The sequence below is a fragment of the Streptomyces sp. NPDC001858 genome (genome assembly GCF_053594615.1).
In genome coordinates this window covers 1-18573 of sequence record NZ_JBSFEV010000047.1, presented here as the reverse complement: position 1 = coordinate 18573, position 18573 = coordinate 1, and the positions used below count along the sequence as shown (strand labels likewise).

Sequence of the window (18573 nt, the reverse complement as noted above, 5' to 3'; positions counted from 1 at the left end):
GCAGGATCGCCGTGAGGCTTGGCGGTTGGAGACGGCGCTGCAATCGTGACCTCATCAACCCACGAAGCCGCATCGCCGTCGTAGTCGGTCTGGGCTGCGGGCTCCGTCAGGGCGAGATGTTCGGATTGAGCCCGGACGACATCGACTACGCGAGAGGCGTGCTTCACGTCCGCCGCCGAGTCCAGTCGTTCACACCAACACGTGGAAGCCTGCGCTGGCCAAGGCCGACGTCATTTCACCGCACCCAAAAGGGGCGAAACGTTGGCAGTGGCAGGCGGTACCGAGGGATGGGTTTCACGTGCTGCGACACACCTACGCCTCGATCATGTTGGAGTCAGGGGAGTCCGTGGTGACTCTGGCGCGATGGCTCGGGCATTCTTCGCCAACCGTCACGCTTGGTTACTATGCCCACTTCATGCCGGAGGCGGGCAGTAAAGGGCGCACCGTCATCGACGGACTGCTTGGGAGGCAGGGCGATCAGCCTGCCAGTCGAAACTCCCCAGATTCTCCCCAGGCCTGATTGTGGCCGACTCCCGGCGCGGTGCGCCGGGCACGCGAGCTGAGGTTGCCATGACCTGTCCACAGCTCCGCCGGTCCGTGGACACGGCCGCGCGGTAGCAATCTCGCCCGTGGCGGGTGAGGTACCGGACGGGCCTTTGAGCTGCGATGGGGGTGGCGTCCGGTCTCTGCCGGACGCCACCCCCTCTGGCGTCCCGGGCCGACTCGGCGAGGTGGACGATGTGAATCGCTGGCGCGCATTGAGCGTCCTGGGCACCGCCCAGTTCCTGATGGTGCTGGACACGTCCGTCATGAATGTCTCGATCAGTCAACTGGTCGAGGACTTCGATACCGAGGTGACCGCCATTCAGGCGGTCATCACGCTGTACGCCCTGGTCATGGCCGCCTTTATGATCATCGGCGGTCGGTTCGGGGACATCTTCGGACGCCGCCGGCTGTTCCTGCTCGGCCTCGTCGTCTACGCCACGGGATCGGCCCTCACCGCCGCCGCTCCCACCCTGTGGGTCCTCGCGCTCGGCTGGTCGGTCATCGAGGGACTGGGCGCCGCGATGGTCCTGCCGGCCATGGCGGCGCTGGTCGCGGAGTCCTACCGGGGGCGGGACCGGGCCGTCGCCTACGGGGTCATCGGAGGCCTGGCCGGCGCGGGGATCGCGGTCGGCCCGCTGCTGGGCGGCTGGGTCACGACGTATCTGACCTGGCGGCTCGTGTTCGCGGGCGAGGTTGTGGTGGTGCTGATCGTGCTGTGCTTCCGCCGGGTGATCCCGGAGTCCCCGCGGACCGGTCCGCGCCACCACCTCGACGGCGTGGGCGCCGCGCTCTCGGCGGCCGGCCTGGCGCTCGGCGTGCTCGGGGTGCTGCAGAGCGGGACCTGGGGCTGGGTGCAGCCCCGCAACCCGCCCTTCACCGTCTTCGGGTTCTCGCCCACGCTGTTCGTCATCGGCGCCGGAGTGGCCGTGCTGGCCGTCTTCGTGCACTGGGAGCGGCGCCGCGAGGCCCGGCGCGCCGAACCCCTGGTGCATCTGGCGCTGCTGCACCGGCCCGCGCTGCGATCCGGCCTGATGTGCCTGCTCAGCCAGAACCTCATCCTGTTGGGGCTGTTCTTCACCATCCCGCTGTACCTCCAGGTCGTGCAGGGCTTCGACGCCTTCGAGACGGGCCTGCGGCTGCTCCCGGTGTCGGTCACCATGCTGGCCGCCTCCATGGGCGCCGCCCGGCTGGGCCGGGTCGCCGGGCCGCGCCGGATCGTACGGCTCGCCCTGGCGACCCTGGTCGGGGCCGTCGTCTGGTTGCTGGCCACGATCGACCCCGACATCGACGACGCGCAGTTCGCCGGCGCGATGGCCCTGCTCGGGGTGGGCATGGGCCTGCTCGCCTCGCAGTTGGGCAACGTCGTCCAGTCCAGCGTCGGCGAGGACGAGCGCAGCGAGGTCGGCGGGCTGCAGTTCACGGCCCAGAACCTGGGCTCCGCGCTGGGCACCGCGCTCATCGGATCGCTGCTCGTCGGCGCGCTGGCCCAGGCCTTCACCACCCAGGTGGCGGACGATCCCCGGCTGTCGGAGGAGACCCGCCGGCAGACCGGCGTCGCGCTCGAGGCCGGGATCAGCTTCGTCCCGACCGAACAGGTGCGCACGGCGGCCGAGGACGCCGGTCTGCCGCCCTCCGAGGTCGACGTCCTCGTGGACTCGTACGCCTCGGCGCAGCTCGACGGTCTGAAGGCGGCGATCCTCGCCGCCGGCGGGATCACGCTGGCCAGTTTCCTGGTCACCTCGCAGCTGCCGTCCCGGAAGGCCGAACGCCCGAGGCGGCCCGGCACCGGCGCGCCGGCCGACGCGACGGGATCGCACCGCTGAGCCGCCCGGCGCCGGAGGCGCTTCTGTCGCCACCGGCGCCACCGGCGCTTCCGGTTCGTTCGACTCATCCGACTCGTCGAGGGAGGCCACGATGGCGGGGACGGGACCCGGTTCGGCGGTCCCGGCGCAGGTCGCCGAGCGCCGGGCCGCGACCGACTACACCGGCGGCGTCTACGGGTCCATGCTGGCCGCCTCGGTGGTCGTCGGCGTCGGCTCGCTGGAGTCGTTCCCGCGCCTGGAGCTGATGCTGCTGCTGTTGCTGACCGGCGTCGTGTTCTGGGTCGGGCATGTGCACGCCCAGCTGTTCGGGGCACGGCTGGCGCAGCAGGGCCTGGGCCGTCCGGTCGTGCTGCGGGTGTGCCGGGAGGAGTGGCCGATCGTCAACGCGGCGGTGCCCCCGGCACTCGCCGTGGCCGTCAGCCCGCTGCTCGGCCTCGATCTGGAGGGCACGCTCTGGTTCGCGCTGACGGTCGCCGTCGCGGGCCAGGTGGGCTGGTCCGCGGCCGCGGCCCGGCGCGCCGGGGCCTCATGGCGCCTGGTTGCCCTGACGGCCTCGGTGAACCTGGTGCTCGGCCTGCTGATCATCGTGTTCAAGCTCCTCGTGACGCACTGAGCGCTTCGCTGGAAGCGCCGAGATGGGCCGCGGAGCGCCGTCTTTGCGCTGCAGCGCCATCGTGGCTGGTTGCGCAGTTCCCCGCGCCCCTTCGGGGCGCTGCCGACTTCGCCCGGCCCGCGCCTCTTTGGGGTGCGGGCGGACATCACCTGTGTGGGGTGAGGACGGGCGCCCGTCGTGGGCGGAGGATCGGGGGACAGAGCGCGGTCCGCCGTCCCAGGCCATCCCGGGGGAGCAGCACATGCGCTACGAGATCCGCGTCGACGGACATCTGTCGGAGGCGCTGACCAGGGCATTCCCGGAACTGGAGCATGTGGTCATGTCCGGGCAGACCGTGCTGTTCGGATACGTCGTCGACGAGGCGCACCTGTACGGGCTGCTGGCCCGCTGTCAGTCCCTGGGCCTGCGGGTCCTGGAGATGCGCCAACTGCCGGAGTGACGCCGGCCTCTGCCCGGGGCGGTCTCACCCGTCCGGGGTGAGGACGCCCGGCGCTCGCCCTGTGCAGGGTGGGAGCGGCAGGCACTTCGGGTTTTCGGGCGCAGGCCCGGGACGGAGGAGACAGATGAATGGGGACACGTACCTCGCGTACGACTATCCGCTGCTGAGCGCCTTCTGGACCATGCTGGTGTTCTTCCTGTGGATCATGTGGTTCGTCCTGCTGTTCCGCTGCATCGTCGACATCTTCCGGGACGACGACCTCAGCGGCTGGGCCAAGGCGGGCTGGCTGGTGTTCTGCATCGTCCTGCCGTTCCTGGGCGTGTTCGTTTACGTCATCGCGCGGGGCAAGGGGATGGGGCGCCGGGAGATCAAGCAGGCGCGTGACCAGCAGAAGGCCTTCGACAGCTACGTCCGCGAGACCGCCAAGGGCGGCGACGGCGGCTCCAGCAGCGTCGACGAACTCGCCCGGCTCTCCGAGATCCGCGCCCGCGGCGACATCACGGACGAGGAGTTCACCAAGGCGAAGCAGCTGGTGCTGAGCGGCTCCGGCTCCGGCCGCTGAGCCCCGCACGTCCGCGCACGCGTCGAACGACGACACCGAATCGAGGCAACGGGATGACCGCGTCACACACCACGCCGTCGGCCGGGCGGCACACGGCCAAACAGCAGTGGGCCCAGGGCCTGATGATCTTCGCCGCCGTCACGCTCATGCTCGCCGGCGTGCTCGGCATCTTCCGCGGCGTGATGGGGATCGCCGAGGACGACATCTTCGTCACGACCCGCAACTACGTCTTCGCGTTCGACGTCACCGGCTGGGGCTGGGTCCACCTCGCCCTGGGCGTGGTCGCCGTGCTCATCAGCCTGGGGCTGTTCCAGGGGGCGATGTGGGCGCGGGTCTCGGGCGTGGCCGTCGCCGGGCTGATCATCGTCGCCAACTTCCTCTCCCTGCCGTACTACCCGGTCTGGTCCGTCGTGATGATCGCGTTCTCCGCGTTCGTCATCTGGGCGCTGTGCGTGGTGAAGCCGGACAGGTCCGCGCGATGACCGGCCCGGCCCGTCCGGCCCGCCCGCCCCGCCCGCCCCGCCCGGTGTCTTCAGGAAGGCGATAGACGATGTGCCGATGGCTTGCCTACTCGGGCACTCCAGTCCTGCTCGAAACGATTCTCTACCGACCGGCCCACTCGCTGATCGACCAGAGCCTGCACTCCCGGATGGGCGTCGAGACGACGAACGGCGACGGCTTCGGCATCGGCTGGTACGCGGACGACGCCGACGACGGGAGCCCCGCGGTCGTCCGGGAGATCGGCCCGGCCTGGAGCAACCGCAATCTGCGGGAGATCGCCGGTCATGTCCGCTCGCCGATGTTCTTCGCCCACATCCGGGCCTCGACGGGCACGGCGGTGCAGCAGACGAACTCCCACCCGTTCCGGCACGGTCGCTGGATGTGGATGCACAACGGTGCGATCGCCGACTTCCATCTGATCCACCGGGACCTCGCGCTCGCCGTCGACCCGGTGCTCTTCCCCGACATCGAGGGGTCGACGGACTCCGAGATGATGTTCTTCCTGGCGCTCACCCTGGGCCTGGAGGAGGACCCGCCGGGCGCCGTCGCGCGGATGGCGGGCCTGGTGGAACGCGTCGGCCACGAGCACGGCGTGGAGTTCCCGCTCCAGATGACCATCGCGGTGACCGACGGACGACGGCTGTGGGCGTTCCGCTACTCCAGCCAGGGAGAGTCCCGCTCGCTGTTCTACAGCACCCGCGTGGAGACGCTCCGGGCGCTCCACCCCGACATGGAGTTCCTGCGCGAGGTCTCCGACGACACCCGCCTCATCGTCTCCGAGCCCCTGGGCGATCTGCCCGGCGCCTGGAACAAGGTCCCCGAGGGCACCTACGGCGTGGTCCAGCCCGGCGTGGACGACATCGTCCAGTTCGCCCCGCAGGCGGCGTAGCGCGCGGCGACCGCGCCACCGTCCTCGCGGGCTCGGCTCAGTGGACGGAGAACCCGCCGTCGACGAACAGGGCCTGGCCGGTGACATAGCCGGAGGCGCGGCTCGCCAGGAACACGGCCGCGCCGGCGAAGTCCTCGGCCAGGCCGTTGCGCCCGACCATCGTGCGCGCGGCCAGCGCCGCCACCTTCTCGGGGTCGGACGACAACCGCGCGTTGAGCGGCGTCATGACGAAGCCGGGCACCAGCGTGTTGCAGGTGACCCCGTACGGCGACCACGCCTCCGCCTGCGAGCGGGCCAGCGACTCCAGCGCCCCCTTGGAGACCCCGTAGGCGCCGCTCCGCACGAACGCGCGGTGTGCCTGCTGCGAGGTGATGTGGATGATCCGCCCGAAGCCCCGTTCGGCCATGCCGGGCCCGAACCGCCGGCCCAGCAGGTAGGGCGCGTCCAGGTTGAGCGCCATCGTGGCGTCCCAGACGTCCTCGTCGAGCTCGTCCATCGGGGGCCGCAGGTTGATCCCGGCGCAGTTGACGAGGATGTCCGGCTCGCCGAACACCTCGACCGCCTGCTCGGCCGCCGCGCGCACCCCGTCCCGGGTGCTCAGGTCGGCGCTCACCCGGCCCGCCCGGCAGCCGTCCACCGTCAGCTCCTCGACCGTGGCGGCCAGCTCGGCCTCCTTGCGGGCCACGATCACCGTGCTCGCGCCGGCCCGCGCCAGCGCCCCGGCGATGGCCCGGCCGATGCCGGAACTGCCGCCGGTCACCACGGCGACCCGGCCGTCCAGCGAGAACAGTTCGGAGAGGTAGGCGTCTGAGGTGGCGGCTGAGGCGGTGCGCGATGTCATGTCCGCACCCTAGAACGCGAGGGCCTTGCCAAGCGACCTGTTCCGATATATCGTTGACGCATCGCGACAGATCAACGATGGAATGAAGGAGTGGTTTGCGATGCGTACCCACGGATTCGAGCGTGGACATGGACAGGACGGCCCCCGGCGCGGCCGCGGCGGCTTCGACGGACGGCGTGCGGCCTTCGGGCCCTTCGGCCCGGGCGGTCCCGGTGGCCCGGGCTTCGGTCCCGGCTTCGGGGGACCCGGCTTCGGTCCCGGCCCCTGGGGCGGGCGAGGGCGCGGCGGGCCCAGGGGGAGGGCGCGGCGAGGTGACGTACGGGCCTCGATCCTGGCCCTGCTCAAGGACCGGCCGATGCACGGCTACGAGATGATCCAGGAGATCGCCGAACGCAGCGGCGGGGCGTGGAAGCCCAGCCCGGGCTCGGTGTACCCGACCCTCCAGCTCCTGGAGGACGAGGGCCTGATCAGCAGTGAGAGCGACGGCGGCAAGAAGCTGTTCTCGCTCACCGGCGAGGGCCGCACGGCGGCCGAGGAGGGGCCCGAGGCCCCCTGGGAAGAGGCCACGCGCGGGGTCGACTGGGAGGCTCTCACCGAGATCCGCCAGGCCGGCGTCGGTCTGATGGAGGCCTTCGGGCAGGTCTGGAAGACCGGCAGCAAGGAGCAGCGCGAGAAGGCGCTCGCGGTCATCAACGACGCCCGCAAGAAGCTGTACCTGATCCTCGCCGACGAGGACTGACGACGGACTCCCCAGGACTGAGGAGGAAGGCGCCCCGTGGATCGTCCGCGGGGCGCCTTCGCGTTCACGCGCGCGTAGCTCTGTCCTGCCTCGGAGTCCTGTCTCAGACCACCAGTGCGCCCAGCTTGCGCAGCGACTCGTTCAGGGCCGCCGTCCCCGAGTCCTTGAGCTTGCCCGCCATCAGCGACACGGCCGCGCCCGTGAACTCGCCGTCGATGCGGACCGTCGTGCCGTCGCCGTCGGGGGTCAGGGTGTAGCGGGTGGCCACGGACACCGCCATCGGACCCTTCCCGCGGATCGCGAGCACCCGGGCCGGCTCCAGTTCCGCGACGGTCCACTCGACCTCCGCGGGGAAGCCCATGAGCTTCATGTTCTCCTGGAAGGTCGCGCCCAGTTCGAGGGTCTCGGGGCCGCCCTTGGGGAAGTTGGTGTGGGTCGCGTTCCACTCCCCGTACTTCGGCCAGTCGGTGAGCTGGGCCCACACCTGCTCGGCCGGTGCCTGGATGCGTGCCTCGGCGCTGATCTCGGCCATGCGACCACCTCTTCGTGTCGGGCTCTTCATGTCGGGCGACTCGGCTGCGTCGTCGCGGAAAGTAGCCCCAAGGCCGCGAACATTCAATACTGATGAACCGTCAGCCAAGTCGTGGGCCGAGTCGTCGGTCGGGGCGTCAGGCCAGCCGGCGGATCACCGCCGCGTCGAATACGTCCCACGCGCGCGGGAACGGCCCCTCGTCGTGAGAGTGCCAGGCCTGCCAGAAGAGGTCGGCGGGCAGCGCGTCCGCGGGGGCGTAGACCCGGTAGACGTACTGTCGGCCGTCGATCGCCGGCAGGGTCACCAGCCAGCACGCGCTCTCCATGTCCGTGGGGGACGTGCGGGCGGGGCTCGACGGTTGCACGAGGGGCGCAGTGCAACGCGGCGCGCGCCTTTGCACGGGAAACGGTCTGATCTCATCCGTGAGGAGGAGATTGCGGAGCCCAGGGTCCGCATTGCGTGGGACGCCAAGATGCTTCCTGCCGGGGATGACCGGATCCGGTCGGGACTGATGGGGTAGGGGATGTGCAACCCCGTATTCCCCGGCAGTCGCCGCGCGACCAGGCGGCGCACGGCATGGACGACGATCCCAGGCTCGGTGCCGAGCCCGCGGCGGCGCTCGCCGCCGCCCGCCGCCGGGCGGTCAGAGACGGGGACCGCCAGATCGACACCGCCCACCTGCTGCACTCGCTCCTGGAACAGGACCCCCAGGTCCGCGCCGCCTTCACCGGCGGTCCCCAGCTCGCCCGGCTGCTCGGCTACCTGGTCCAGCGCAGCATCGGCTACGGCCTGCGCTGGCAGAGCGGAGTCGAGGACTCCGGCGCCCTGCCCGTCGTGACCGTCGTCGAGGGCTTCTCGCCGCTGGCCGCGATCGCGCTCGAGCACGCGTGCGTGCGGGCCCTTCTGCGCGACGGCGCGCCCGCCCGTGGCGTCGATCTGCTCCTGGCGATCGTCGAGGACCCGCAGGCGCGGGCCGTCGAGGTGCTCACCCGGGCCGGCGTCGACGTGTACGAACTGCGCGCCCGGATCGAAGACGGTCTCATCGCGGACGCTCTCATCGCGGACGGACTGGGCGAGGACGGTCTGGGTCAGGACGGACTGGGTCAGGACGGTCTGAGCGACGGCGGTCCGATCGAGGGCGGGGGCCTCGACCGCTGACCCGCCCCGCTCTGCCCGGTCCCGTCCGGTCCGGTCCCGTCCGATCCCGACAGGCCCGCTCCGGTCCCGTGCCGTCCGCTCCCGTGCCGTCCGGCCGGTGAGACAGGTGTCAACGAGGGTGACGCTCATGTCATCGCCTGTCATCATGTGCCGGTGCATACGTCTGTGAGCAGTCAGGGCGACCGTGGAAAGGGCATCGGGCTCGGTCTGGCGGTCGGATCGGCCGTCGCCTTCGGCGGATCCGGGGTCGCGGCCAAGCCGCTGATCGAGGCGGGCCTGGACCCGCTGCACGGGGTGTGGCTGCGGGTGACCGGCGCGGCCCTGGTGATGCTGCCGCTCGCCTGGCGTCATCGCGCGCTGCTGCGCACCCGCCCCGCGCTGCTCGCCGGGTTCGGGCTGCTCGGCGTGGCCGGAGTGCAGGCGTTCTACTTCGCCTCCATCTCCCGGATCCCCGTCGGCGTCGCGCTGCTCGTGGAGTACCTCGCGCCCGCTCTGGTGCTGGGCTGGGTGCGGTTCGTGCAGGGCCGGCCCGTGACGCGTGCCGCCGCGCTCGGTGTGGCCCTCGCGGTGGGCGGACTGGCCTGTGTCGTGGAGATCTGGTCGGGGCTGGGCTTCGACGCCTTCGGGCTGCTGCTCGCGCTCGCGGCGGCCTGCTGCCAGGTCGGCTACTTCGTCCTGTCCGACCAGGGCAGCGGCCTGGGCGACGACGCCCCCGACCCGCTGGGCGTGATCGCCTACGGCCTCCTCGTGGGCGCCCTCGTGCTGACCGTCGTCGCCCGTCCGTGGGGCATGGAGTGGTCCGTGCTCGCGCACACCGCCGGCATGAACGGCGCCGAGGTGCCCGCCTGGCTGCTGCTGGCCTGGATCGTGCTGATCGCGACGGTCGTCGCCTACGTCACCGGCGTGGTGTCCGTGCGCCGGCTCTCCCCGCAGGTCGCCGGGGTGGTGGCGTGTCTGGAGGCGGTCGTCGCGACCGTCCTGGCGTGGGTGCTGCTCGGCGAGCGTCTCTCGGCGCCGCAACTCGTCGGCGGGGCGGTGGTGTTGCTCGGCGCGTTCATCGCGCAGTCGTCCGCTCCCGCCAAGGGCTCGCCGGAGCCGGTGGCCGCCGGCCACCCCGAAAGAGAGCCGTCGGCGCGCGGAACGGCCGCCTGAGGCGGGCCCTCAGGCCGTCGCCGAGAGGTAGTCGGGGAGCGCGGTGCCGGGGGCGAGGTCGGCCTCCGGCAGCGGGACGCCGTAGCCCTTGCGCAGCGGGAGGACGCCGGCCCAGTGCGGGAGGGCGAGGTCCGCCGGCTCGTCGTTCACCCCGCCGGTGCGGCTCTTGGCCGAGACCTCGTTCAGGTCGAGGCGGATCACGGCGGTCGCCGCCAGTTCCTTCTTGTTGGCGGGGCGCGAGTCGGCGGACCGGCCCGGGACGGCGCTGTCGACGAGGGCGTCGAGCGCGCTGCGCTTCTCCTGCGGGTCGGTCACGTCGTAGGCGATGCCGTGCGCCACGACCGAGCGGTAGTTGATCGAGTGGTGGAAGGCGGAGCGGGCCAGCACCAGACCGTCGACATGCGTCACCGTCACGCACACCGGGAGCCCCGGGTCCGCCTGTCCCGTCATGCGCAGCGGGCGCGAGCCCGTCGAGCCGTGCAGATAGAGCGTCTCCCCGACCCGCGCGTACAGCGTCGGCAGCACGACGGGCGCGCCGTCGCGGACGAAGCCGAGGTGGCAGATGCAGCCCTCGTCGAGAATCGCGTGCACCAGGTCCTTGTCGTAGGACGCCCGCTGCGGGGCCCGGGTGGGGATCGTGCGGTCGGTCGGGGTGTAGGCGGCGGCCCGTGTCGTCGGCTCCTGGGTCCCCTGCATGGCGTTCTCCATTGCTCTAGTGCATAATGGTCTTTGTGCTAGGAGAGTATCCGATCGAGGGTCGGCGCGCAGCAGACATTTCCGCGAGCGTGGAGGCGGCGGTGAGCGCCGGTGAGCTGCGGCCCGGCCAACTGCTACCGCCCATGCGGGAGTTGGCCGGAACGCTGGGGGTGAACCCGAACACCGTCGCGGCCGCCTATCGCACCCTGCGCGAGCGCGGGGTGATCGAGACCGACGGCCGCCGGGGCAGCCGGGTGCGGTCGAAGCCCGCCACGACCGGGCGCGAGTTCATCCGCGTCGAGGTGCCCGCGGGGGTGCGGGACGCGGCCGCCGGCAACCCGGACACGGCCCTGCTGCCCCCGTTGGGGCCGGCGTTCGCATGGGCCGCCGCGCAGGGCGACCGGGAGCCGGTCCTGTACGGGCACGCCCCGGTCGAACCCGAGCTGGCCCGCCTGGCCCGGGCCGACCTGGACGCGGACGGCGTGCCTGCCGGGCCGGTGGCCGTCGCCTCCGGCTCGCTGGACGCGATCGAACGCGTCCTCGCCGCCCATCTGCGGCCGGGGGACACCGTGGCCGTCGAGGATCCCGGCTGGGGCTCTCTGCTCGACCTCGTGCCCGCCCTCGGGCTGCGCCCGGTCCCGGTCCGCCTCGACGACGACGGACCGCTGCCCGAGGACGTACGCCGTGCCCTGGCGGCCGGGGCGAGCGCCCTCGTCGTCACCGACCGGGCGCAGAACCCGACCGGCGCCGCGCTGACCGCCGCACGCGCGCGTGCGCTGCGCGCCGTCCTGCGGGAACATCCGCGGACGCTGCTCGTCGAGGACGACCACGGTCACCGGATCGTCGACCTCCCCCTGCACCCCCTCGCCGGCGTCACCCGGCACTGGGCCTTCGTGCGCTCGGCCGCCAAGGCCTACGGGCCCGACCTGCGGTTCGCCGTCCTCGCCGGGGACGACGTCACCCTGGAGCGGGTCCGCGGCCGGCAGCGGCTCGGGCCCGGCTGGGTCAGCCGGATCACCCAGCGGGCCGTCCTGCGGCTGTGGGCCGACGGCGCGGTGGACACACGGGCGGTGGCGGCGGCGTACGGCAGCCGGCGGGACGGGCTGATCGCGGCGCTCGCCGGACGAGGCGTGGAGGCGTACGGGCGCAGCGGGATGAACGTGTGGGTCCCCGTGCCGGACGAGACGGGGGCGGTCGCCGCCCTGCTGCACGCGGGGTGGGCGGTCGCACCGGGGGCGCGGTTCCGGATCCAGGCTCCGCCCGGGATCCGGATCACCGTGTCGACGTTGACGCAGGAGGAGATCGCGGTGCTGGCGGACGCGGTCGCCGCCGCGGTGCGGGCGTCGCCCGGGCGCGGGTACGTGTAGCGCAGACGACGATTCTCGACGGGCATCTCGTAGCATCGCTTACATGTTGAACCTGGAGCGCCTGCGCACCCTCGACGCCCTCGCCCGGCACGGATCGGTCAGCGCCGCCGCGCTGGGCCTGCACATCACCACCTCGGCCGTCTCGCAGCAACTGGCCAAGCTGGAGCGGGAGGTCGGGCAGCAACTGCTCGCCAAGCAGGGGCGGGGCGTACGGCTGACGGACGCGGGCCGGCTGCTCGCCGACCACGCCTCCCGGATCCTGTCCCAGGTCGAGCTCGCCCAGGTCGATCTGGAGGCCCAACGCGGGCAGGTGGCGGGGGAGTTGCGGCTGTCCGCGTTCCCGACGGCGGCGCGGGGGCTGTTTCCCGTCGCCCTGGCCGCGCTGCGCAAGGCGCACCCCGCGCTGCGGCTGCGCTCGTGCGAGAGGGAACCTGAGCGCGGCATCGCCGACGTCGTGCGGGGCGACCTCGACCTCGCCGTCGGCCTGGACTGGTACAACAAGCCGATGCCGCTGCCGGACGGCCTGGTCAGGGCGTCCGTGCTCGACGATCCCGCCGATGTCGCCATGCCGGCCGCGCATCCCCTCGCGGGCCGGGACGAGGTGGACCTCGGGGAGTTCGCCGAGGACGAGTGGATCACCTGGGGCGAGGGCGAGTTCTGCCACGAGTGGCTGATGTTCACGCTGCGCTCGCGGGGAATCGAGCCGATCATCGGCCACCGGGCGGGCGAGACGCACACCCAACTCGGGCTGGTGGCCTCCGGGTTGGGCGTCTGCATCGCGCCCCTGCTCGGACGTCACCCGGTGCCCGAGGGAGTCGTGCTGGTCCCGCTGCGCCAGCGCGTGCGCCGGCATGTGTACGTGGTCTGGCGGGCGGACGCCGACCGCCGCCCGTCGATCCGGGCCGCGGTCGGGGCGCTCCAGGCGGCGGGCCGGTCGCTGACCTGAGCCCGAGCCGCCCCCGGACGGGCGGCTAGGCGCCGCCCAGTTTGCTGAAGTCCCAGGACACGATCTTGGCCGGGGTCAGTCGCACCCACGCGTGCCGGCCGTCGTGCGGCATCGCGTCCAGGCCGAAGTTCTTGCGGGCGAACAGCGTCTCCACGGCGTCGAGTTCGGCGCACAGTTCGCCGACGCGCGGGGCCTCGCCCACGAACTCCACGGTGCCGGACAGCTCGACGCCGCGCAGCGCGTCGTACTCCTCGCCCGTGTCGACCACGATCGCGATCCGAGGATCGCGGCGCAGGTCCGCCCAGCGCTTGCTGCGCACGACCGAGTAGAGCCAGAGCGCGGTGCCGTCCCAGAGGAACCACAGGGCGCTGACGTGCGGGGCGCCGTCGGCGGACACCGTCGCGACCCGACAGGTGCGCTGGTCGGCGAGGAACGCGTCCAGTTCGCCCGACGTCATCATGATCTTCCGGCCCCTGCGCTGTGTCACGGTCATCCGGCCCCCTCATTGATTTTCTCTTGTCACTGCTTCCCGTGTACTGCTTCCCCTGATACTGCTTACCAGTACGACTTTTCTGACACTGTGTCAGAAAAGCAAGTGTCCCGACACCAGGGGGAGTCGTGCCGTCGTCCGAAGAGCTCCGGGACCTCCTCGACCCCGACTCCACCGTGCTGCTCACGGTGGAGTGTCAGCGCGGTGTCGTCGGCCCCGGCGCCGCACTGCCCCAACTCGCCGCCGTCGCCCGGGAGTCGGGTGCCCTCGCCAACGTGGGCCGGCTGGTCGACGCCGCGCACGGACGCGGTGTCCAGGTCGTGCACGCCATCGCCGAACGCCGCCCCGACGGCCGGGGCGCGAGCCGCAACGCCCGTCTGTTCCGTGCTGCCGAACGCTTCCCCGTCCAGCAGCTCAGCGGTACCGCCGCGACCCGTCTCGCGCCCCCCATCGAGGCCGCCGAGCAGGACCTCGTCGTACGGCGGCTGCACGGGCTGTCGCCCGTCCAGGGCACCGAGGTCGACGCCCTGCTGCGCAACCTGGGCTGCCGCACCCTGGTGGTGAGCGGGGTCTCGGCCAACGTCGCGATCCCGAACACCGTCTTCGACGCCGTCAACCGCGGTTACACGGTCGTCGTGCCGTCGGACGCCATCGCGGGGGTGCCTGCCGACTACACCCCCGCGATGATCCGTCACACCCTCGCATTGGTCGCTACGGTCGCGACCACGGACGAGGTGCTGGACTGTCTGCGGCCGGCGGCCGTCAGGCCAGAGTGATCGAGTCCCCGCTGACGGTGATCGCCACCTCCGGCAGCGCCTTCTGCGCGGGACCGCTCTTCACGCTGCCGTCCGTGATCGAGAAGTTGCTGTTGTGGCACGGGCAGTTGATCACGCCGTCGGCGATGCTCTTCACCGCACAGCCCGCGTGCGTGCACACCGCGGAGAACGCCTTGTACGTGCCCGCCGTCGGCTGGGTGACGACCACCTTCTCGGATTCGAAGACCTTGCCGCCGCCCTCGGGTATGTCGGCGGTCGTGGTCAGGGCGGCGCCCGCCGCGGCGTTGTCCCCGCCGCCCGTCCCGCCGGTGCTCGCGGCCTCGGTGCTGCCGGTGGAACCGCTGGAACCCGACGTGCCGGCCGACGAGGACGAGCTCGACGAGTCGTCGTCGGAGCCGCCGCACGCGGTCAGCGCGACGGAGAGCCCCGCGGCTCCGGCGGCTGTCACGACGGTACGGCGGGCAGGCCCCGACGCGGACTTGATCGATGCGCTGGTCATGCTGGGGGGTTCCCTTCCAAAGGGGGTGCGTGGATCTGTCAAGAGGTACGAGCCGTGGACGTCGCTTGTTCAGCGCCCTCGCCAAGTCCGGACAGTGTCGAGATCTTGACCCGTTCGACATGAGCACGGCGTAAGCCAGAGCTGTCGCCGAGCTGTCGGTCGCAGGGCGAACCGATGGCCGCCGCCGTCCCCGCCCGGTCGGAAGGCGCTGTCACACCCTGGGCGCGACACTTGTCCTAGCCGTTGTCGTTGTTGGTTCCCGCCCGAGCACGGACGGCTCGGGCGACCGCAGGGAGAGAACCGTGACCGTTCAGTCGAAGAGATTCAACTTCGGAATGCCGTGGGAATCCCTTTTCGGGTTCAGCCAGGCCGTGCAGGCCGGCGACACGCTCTACATCTCCGGACAGTTGTCGCACGACAGCACCGGCGCTTTCGTCGGTGCGGGCGACTTCGAGCTCCAGGTGAAGACCACCTTCGGCAACCTCGATCGGGTGCTGGGGGAATTCGGCGCCACCCGCGGCCAGATCGTGGAGACCACCGTCCTCGTCAGGAATCTTCGCGAGAACTTCGACACCGTCGCCCGCCTGCACGCCGCGTACTGCGGTGACCACCGGCCGACCAGCACCGTCATGGGTGTGTCCGACCTGGCGCTTCCCGACCAGCTCGTCGAGATCGGCGCGGTCGTCCGCCTTGATGTGACGGACTAGGCGTTCTGTCCGCGAGCTTGCTGAGGCGTTCTCGACCGAGAGAAAGAGTTCTTCGATGGCTGACAAACCGATCCTCGTGCTTGCCGCAATGGGCGGACAAGGCGCGGCCGTGACCGAAGCGCTGCTGGGCCGCGGGGCCACGGTCCGGGCGATGGTCCGTGATCCCGAGCGGAAAGCGGCGCTCACCCTGGCGGATCGGGGCGTGGAGGTCGTGGCCGGATCCCTGAGCGATCGCGGATCCCTGGCCGCGGCGATGGACGGGGTGGCGGGGTTGTTCGCCTTCACCACTCCCTTCGAGTCCGGCGTGGACGCCGAGGTGGACCAGGGGAAGGCGATCCTGGCCGCCGCCCGCGAGACGCGCGTACCGCACATCGTGTTCAGCTCGGTGGCCGGAGCCGTCCAGGAAACTGGCGTACCGCATTTCGACAGCAAGGCCCGCATCGAAGCCGAGCTGGCTGCGGGCGATGTGCCCTATACGGTCCTGGGACCGACGTACTTCTTCGACAACGCGCTCGGCGGCGCGGAGCGCATCCGCGGCGGGGTGCTCGACCTGCCGCTCCCGTCCGACCGGCCGTTGCAGCAGCTCGCCCGCCCGGACCATGGCGCGTTCGCGGCCGAGGTGCTGCTCCACCCCGACCGTTACGTCGGGCAGCGCATCGAGCTGGCCGGCGACGCACCCACCCCCGCGCAGATGGCGGCCGCGCTGAGCGCCGCCGTGGGACGCGACGTCCGGCACGAGTACGTACCGCTGGAGGCCATCGGCAGTCCGGACATGCGCGCCATGTGGACCTTCCTCAACGGACCTGGTTACCGCGTCGACATCCCCGCGCTGCATGCGGCCCACCCGGAAATAGCCTGGACCAGCTTCGCCGACTGGGCGCACGGCGCGTTCGCCGGCGCCCACTGACAGCAGTACCGTGCCGGCGATCACGCTCGATTACACTCCTCGGAGTCTCCCGAGGGCTGATCGCGGTGCCGGCTTCCCACGGTGAGTCCGCCTGACAGTGGCCGTTGATCATCAGGCCGGTTGCTCGCATAGCCTGGGAAAATGATGAAGAAAGTCGTTGCGACCCGCTACATCACGCCCCTGCGTGAGGGCGGTTCGCTGCCGGGGCTCGTCGAGGCCGACGACCGCGGGATCTACGTCCTGAAGTTCACCGGCGCCGGACAGGGCCGCAAGACGCTGGTCGCCGAGGTCGTCTGCGGCGAGCTGGCCCGCAGACTGGGCCTGCGGGTGCCCCGGCTGGTGACCGTGGAGCTGGACGTCCTGCTGGGGCTCGGCGAACCCGACCAGCAGGTGCAGGGGTTGCTGAAGTCCAGCGGCGGAACCAACCTCGGCATGGACTTCCTCTCCGGAGCCCTCGGCTTCGACCCGCTCGCCTTCCCCGTGAGCCCCGAGGAGGCCGGCCGGATCGTCTGGTTCGACGCGCTGGTGAACAACGTCGACCGCTCCTGGCGCAACCCCAACCTTTTGGTGCACCGCGGCGACCTGTGGCTCATCGACCACGGGGCCACCATGATCTGGCAGCACAACTGGCCCACCGCCGAGGCCTCCGCGGCCCGCCCCTACGACGCAGGCGACCACGCGCTCGCCCCCTTCGCACCGGACGTCGCGGCCGCGGCGGCCGAGCTCGCGCCGCTGGTCACCACCGACCTGCTCGCCGAGGTCACCGCCGAGATCCCCGACGTCTGGCTGGCGGACGAGCCCGGCTTCGACACGCCGGACGCGCTCCGCCGCGCCTACGCGGCCCCGCTCCTCGCGCGCGCGGCCGTCATCCACGACCGCATCAAGGGGATCCAGTGAGCGACGACCGCCACATCATCCGGCCGGGCCAGGGCGGCGACCGGGACGTCTTCGAGTACGCCCTGCTGCGCGTCGTCCCGCGCGTCGAACGCGGCGAGTGCATCAACGCGGGCGTGCTCGTGTACTGCCGCGGCCAGGGCTACGTCGGCGCCCGCACCCATCTCGACGAGGCGAAGCTCCTCGCGCTGGACCCGGAGGCGGACGTGGCCGGGGTGCGGGCCGCCCTGCGGGCGGTCGAGGGCGTGTGCACGGGCGGCGCGGCGGCCGGGCAGGCGGCGCACGACGACGCCGGACGGCGCTTCCGCTGGCTCATCGCGCCCCGCTCGACGGTCGTCCAGCCGGGCCCCGTGCACACCGGGCTGACCACCGATCCGGCGGCCGAGACCGAGCGGTTGCTCCAGCTGCTGGTGAGGTAATGGATCACACCGGCGTCGTGTGGCGTTGACACCGCGTGCCAGGGCTTCTAGCGTCACGTCTGCCGAAGGTACTAAGCGGTTGCTCACCACTCGGGCGCAGCGGACTTCCTCAGGCCGGACTTCCTCAGACCGGACTGTCTTCGGGTCGGACTGTCTTCGGGTCAGGCATTCTCAGGTCAGGCATTCTCAAGGGCGAGGAGAACCAGCAATGTCCACCAATGAGCAGCGGGTCGCCGTGGTCACGGGCGCGGCGCGCGGCATCGGAGCCGCCACCGCCGTGCGACTGGCCGCCGAGGGCCGCGCGGTAGCCGTCGTCGACCTGGACGAGGCCGCTTGCAAGGACACCGTCGAGAAGATCACCGCGGCGGGCGGCAAGGCCCTCGCCGTCGGCGCCGACGTCTCCGACGAGGCCCAGGTCGAGGCCGCGATCGCCCGTGTCGTCGCGGAGCTCGGCGCGCCGACGATCCTCGTCAACAACGCGGGCGTGCTCCGGGACAACCTGCTGTTCAAGATGAGCACCGGCGACTGGGACACCGTCCTCAACGTGCATCTGCGTGGCTCGTTCCTGATGACCAAGGCCGTCCAGAAGCACATGGTCGACGCCGGCTTCGGCCGGGTCGTCAACCTGTCCTCCTCCTCGGCGCTCGGCAACCGCGGCCAGGCCAACTACTCCGCCGCCAAGGCCGGTCTGCAGGGCTTCACCAAGACCCTCGCCATCGAGCTCGGCAAGTTCGGCATCACCGCCAACGCCGTCGCCCCCGGCTTCATCGCCACCGACATGACCGCCGCGACCGCCGCCCGCGTCGGCATGGGCTTCGAGGAGTTCAAGGCCGCGGCCGCCACCCAGATCCCGGTCGCGCGCGTCGGCGAGCCCGACGACATCGCCAACGCGATCGCCTTCTTCACGAACGAGGCCGCCGGCTTCGTCTCCGGCCAGGTGCTGTACGTCGCCGGCGGACCGCTCGACTAAGACCGACCGGACTAGGGCGTGTTTCGAAAGTCCCGTCTGCCCGGCGACGCCTGGCACGCACGCTCGCCGCGTTGTCGGGATCGCCCCGATACATCCAGTATCGGGGC

24 protein-coding genes are annotated in these 18573 nt (G+C 71.5%); 18 read left to right on the top strand and 6 right to left on the bottom strand.

Annotation, left to right across the window (positions count from 1 at the left end):
* Window positions 1-325 precede the first annotated feature (325 nt).
* The 7 genes from ACWCPF_RS39590 (at window position 326) to ACWCPF_RS39560 (ending at window position 5373) form a co-directional block, all read left to right on the top strand.
* A complete protein-coding gene (locus tag ACWCPF_RS39590; protein WP_451050018.1) occupies window positions 326-520 on the top strand; it encodes an integrase in 195 nt (64 codons plus the stop codon).
* Between the two features lie 220 nt (window positions 521-740).
* Window positions 741-2369, top strand: a complete 1629-nt coding sequence (locus ACWCPF_RS39585) for an MFS transporter (protein ID WP_451049991.1) — start codon at window positions 741-743, stop codon at window positions 2367-2369.
* Window positions 2370-2460: 91 nt separating this feature from the next.
* Entirely contained in the window at window positions 2461-2982 is a 522-nt protein-coding gene (locus ACWCPF_RS39580) for a hypothetical protein (protein WP_451049990.1), read from the top strand.
* A gap of 241 nt (window positions 2983-3223) precedes the next feature.
* The gene (locus ACWCPF_RS39575) at window positions 3224-3421 is read left to right on the top strand and encodes a hypothetical protein (RefSeq protein ID WP_363174051.1); all 198 of its coding nucleotides are present in this window, start codon (window positions 3224-3226) and stop codon (window positions 3419-3421) included.
* Window positions 3422-3545: 124 nt separating this feature from the next.
* The gene (locus ACWCPF_RS39570; RefSeq protein WP_451049989.1) at window positions 3546-3983 is read left to right on the top strand and encodes an SHOCT domain-containing protein; all 438 of its coding nucleotides are present in this window, start codon (window positions 3546-3548) and stop codon (window positions 3981-3983) included.
* A gap of 53 nt (window positions 3984-4036) precedes the next feature.
* On the top strand, window positions 4037-4465 hold the full coding sequence (locus ACWCPF_RS39565) for a DUF7144 family membrane protein (RefSeq protein WP_451049988.1): 429 nt from the start codon (window positions 4037-4039) through the stop codon (window positions 4463-4465).
* A 68-nt stretch (window positions 4466-4533) separates the two neighbouring features.
* Complete coding sequence (locus tag ACWCPF_RS39560) at window positions 4534-5373, top strand: class II glutamine amidotransferase (protein ID WP_451049987.1); 840 nt, start codon at window positions 4534-4536, stop codon at window positions 5371-5373.
* A 37-nt stretch (window positions 5374-5410) separates the two neighbouring features.
* Here the strand turns inward: ACWCPF_RS39560 and ACWCPF_RS39555 are convergent, their stop codons facing one another.
* Window positions 5411-6214 (bottom strand): SDR family NAD(P)-dependent oxidoreductase, encoded by an 804-nt coding sequence (locus tag ACWCPF_RS39555; protein WP_451049986.1) that lies wholly within the window; start codon window positions 6212-6214, stop codon window positions 5411-5413.
* A gap of 100 nt (window positions 6215-6314) precedes the next feature.
* Between ACWCPF_RS39555 and ACWCPF_RS39550 the strand changes: the two genes are divergently transcribed.
* On the top strand, window positions 6315-6953 hold the full coding sequence (locus tag ACWCPF_RS39550) for a PadR family transcriptional regulator (protein WP_451049985.1): 639 nt from the start codon (window positions 6315-6317) through the stop codon (window positions 6951-6953).
* 103 nt (window positions 6954-7056) lie between these two features.
* Here ACWCPF_RS39550 and ACWCPF_RS39545 read toward each other — a convergent pair whose 3' ends face one another.
* Entirely contained in the window at window positions 7057-7485 is a 429-nt protein-coding gene (locus tag ACWCPF_RS39545; protein WP_451049984.1) for a type II toxin-antitoxin system Rv0910 family toxin, read from the bottom strand.
* Between the two features lie 136 nt (window positions 7486-7621).
* The gene (locus ACWCPF_RS39540) at window positions 7622-7810 is read right to left on the bottom strand and encodes a hypothetical protein (RefSeq protein ID WP_451049983.1); all 189 of its coding nucleotides are present in this window, start codon (window positions 7808-7810) and stop codon (window positions 7622-7624) included.
* A gap of 200 nt (window positions 7811-8010) precedes the next feature.
* Between ACWCPF_RS39540 and ACWCPF_RS39535 the strand changes: the two genes are divergently transcribed.
* On the top strand, window positions 8011-8643 hold the full coding sequence (locus ACWCPF_RS39535) for a Clp protease N-terminal domain-containing protein (protein WP_451049982.1): 633 nt from the start codon (window positions 8011-8013) through the stop codon (window positions 8641-8643).
* A gap of 147 nt (window positions 8644-8790) precedes the next feature.
* Window positions 8791-9795: an EamA family transporter gene (locus tag ACWCPF_RS39530; RefSeq protein WP_451049981.1), complete on the top strand. Its 1005-nt coding sequence runs from the start codon at window positions 8791-8793 to the stop codon at window positions 9793-9795.
* A 9-nt stretch (window positions 9796-9804) separates the two neighbouring features.
* On the opposite strand, the gene ACWCPF_RS39525 is transcribed toward ACWCPF_RS39530, so the two are convergent.
* Window positions 9805-10491, bottom strand: coding sequence for a pyridoxamine 5'-phosphate oxidase family protein (locus ACWCPF_RS39525; RefSeq protein ID WP_451049980.1), 687 nt, complete (start codon window positions 10489-10491; stop codon window positions 9805-9807).
* A gap of 35 nt (window positions 10492-10526) precedes the next feature.
* On the opposite strand from ACWCPF_RS39525, the gene ACWCPF_RS39520 reads away from it, so the two are divergent.
* The gene (locus ACWCPF_RS39520; RefSeq protein WP_451049979.1) at window positions 10527-11858 is read left to right on the top strand and encodes an aminotransferase class I/II-fold pyridoxal phosphate-dependent enzyme; all 1332 of its coding nucleotides are present in this window, start codon (window positions 10527-10529) and stop codon (window positions 11856-11858) included.
* 43 nt (window positions 11859-11901) lie between these two features.
* Window positions 11902-12804, top strand: a complete 903-nt coding sequence (locus ACWCPF_RS39515) for a LysR family transcriptional regulator (protein ID WP_451049978.1) — start codon at window positions 11902-11904, stop codon at window positions 12802-12804.
* A gap of 25 nt (window positions 12805-12829) precedes the next feature.
* On the opposite strand, the gene ACWCPF_RS39510 is transcribed toward ACWCPF_RS39515, so the two are convergent.
* Window positions 12830-13297 (bottom strand): pyridoxamine 5'-phosphate oxidase family protein, encoded by a 468-nt coding sequence (locus ACWCPF_RS39510; RefSeq protein WP_451049977.1) that lies wholly within the window; start codon window positions 13295-13297, stop codon window positions 12830-12832.
* Window positions 13298-13422: 125 nt separating this feature from the next.
* On the opposite strand from ACWCPF_RS39510, the gene ACWCPF_RS39505 reads away from it, so the two are divergent.
* Window positions 13423-14070 carry a cysteine hydrolase gene (locus ACWCPF_RS39505; protein ID WP_451049976.1) on the top strand — a complete coding sequence of 216 codons (648 nt, stop codon included), beginning with the start codon at window positions 13423-13425 and terminating at the stop codon, window positions 14068-14070.
* On the opposite strand, the gene ACWCPF_RS39500 is transcribed toward ACWCPF_RS39505, so the two are convergent.
* Complete coding sequence (locus tag ACWCPF_RS39500) at window positions 14057-14569, bottom strand: Rieske (2Fe-2S) protein (RefSeq protein WP_451049975.1); 513 nt, start codon at window positions 14567-14569, stop codon at window positions 14057-14059. The genes ACWCPF_RS39505 and ACWCPF_RS39500 overlap by 14 nt on opposite strands.
* Window positions 14570-14871: 302 nt before the next feature.
* On the opposite strand from ACWCPF_RS39500, the gene ACWCPF_RS39495 reads away from it, so the two are divergent.
* The 5 genes from ACWCPF_RS39495 (at window position 14872) to fabG (ending at window position 18466) form a co-directional block, all read left to right on the top strand.
* Window positions 14872-15276, top strand: a complete 405-nt coding sequence (locus tag ACWCPF_RS39495; protein WP_451049974.1) for a RidA family protein — start codon at window positions 14872-14874, stop codon at window positions 15274-15276.
* Window positions 15277-15331: 55 nt separating this feature from the next.
* Window positions 15332-16183 (top strand): NmrA/HSCARG family protein, encoded by an 852-nt coding sequence (locus ACWCPF_RS39490; protein WP_451049973.1) that lies wholly within the window; start codon window positions 15332-15334, stop codon window positions 16181-16183.
* A 141-nt stretch (window positions 16184-16324) separates the two neighbouring features.
* Window positions 16325-17080, top strand: coding sequence for a HipA family kinase (locus ACWCPF_RS39485; protein ID WP_451049972.1), 756 nt, complete (start codon window positions 16325-16327; stop codon window positions 17078-17080).
* On the top strand, window positions 17077-17496 hold the full coding sequence (locus tag ACWCPF_RS39480; RefSeq protein WP_451049971.1) for a DUF3037 domain-containing protein: 420 nt from the start codon (window positions 17077-17079) through the stop codon (window positions 17494-17496). The genes ACWCPF_RS39485 and ACWCPF_RS39480 overlap by 4 nt, the downstream gene beginning before the upstream one ends.
* 208 nt (window positions 17497-17704) lie before the next feature.
* The gene (gene fabG, locus ACWCPF_RS39475) at window positions 17705-18466 is read left to right on the top strand and encodes a 3-oxoacyl-ACP reductase FabG (RefSeq protein ID WP_451049970.1); all 762 of its coding nucleotides are present in this window, start codon (window positions 17705-17707) and stop codon (window positions 18464-18466) included.
* Window positions 18467-18573 lie beyond the last annotated feature (107 nt).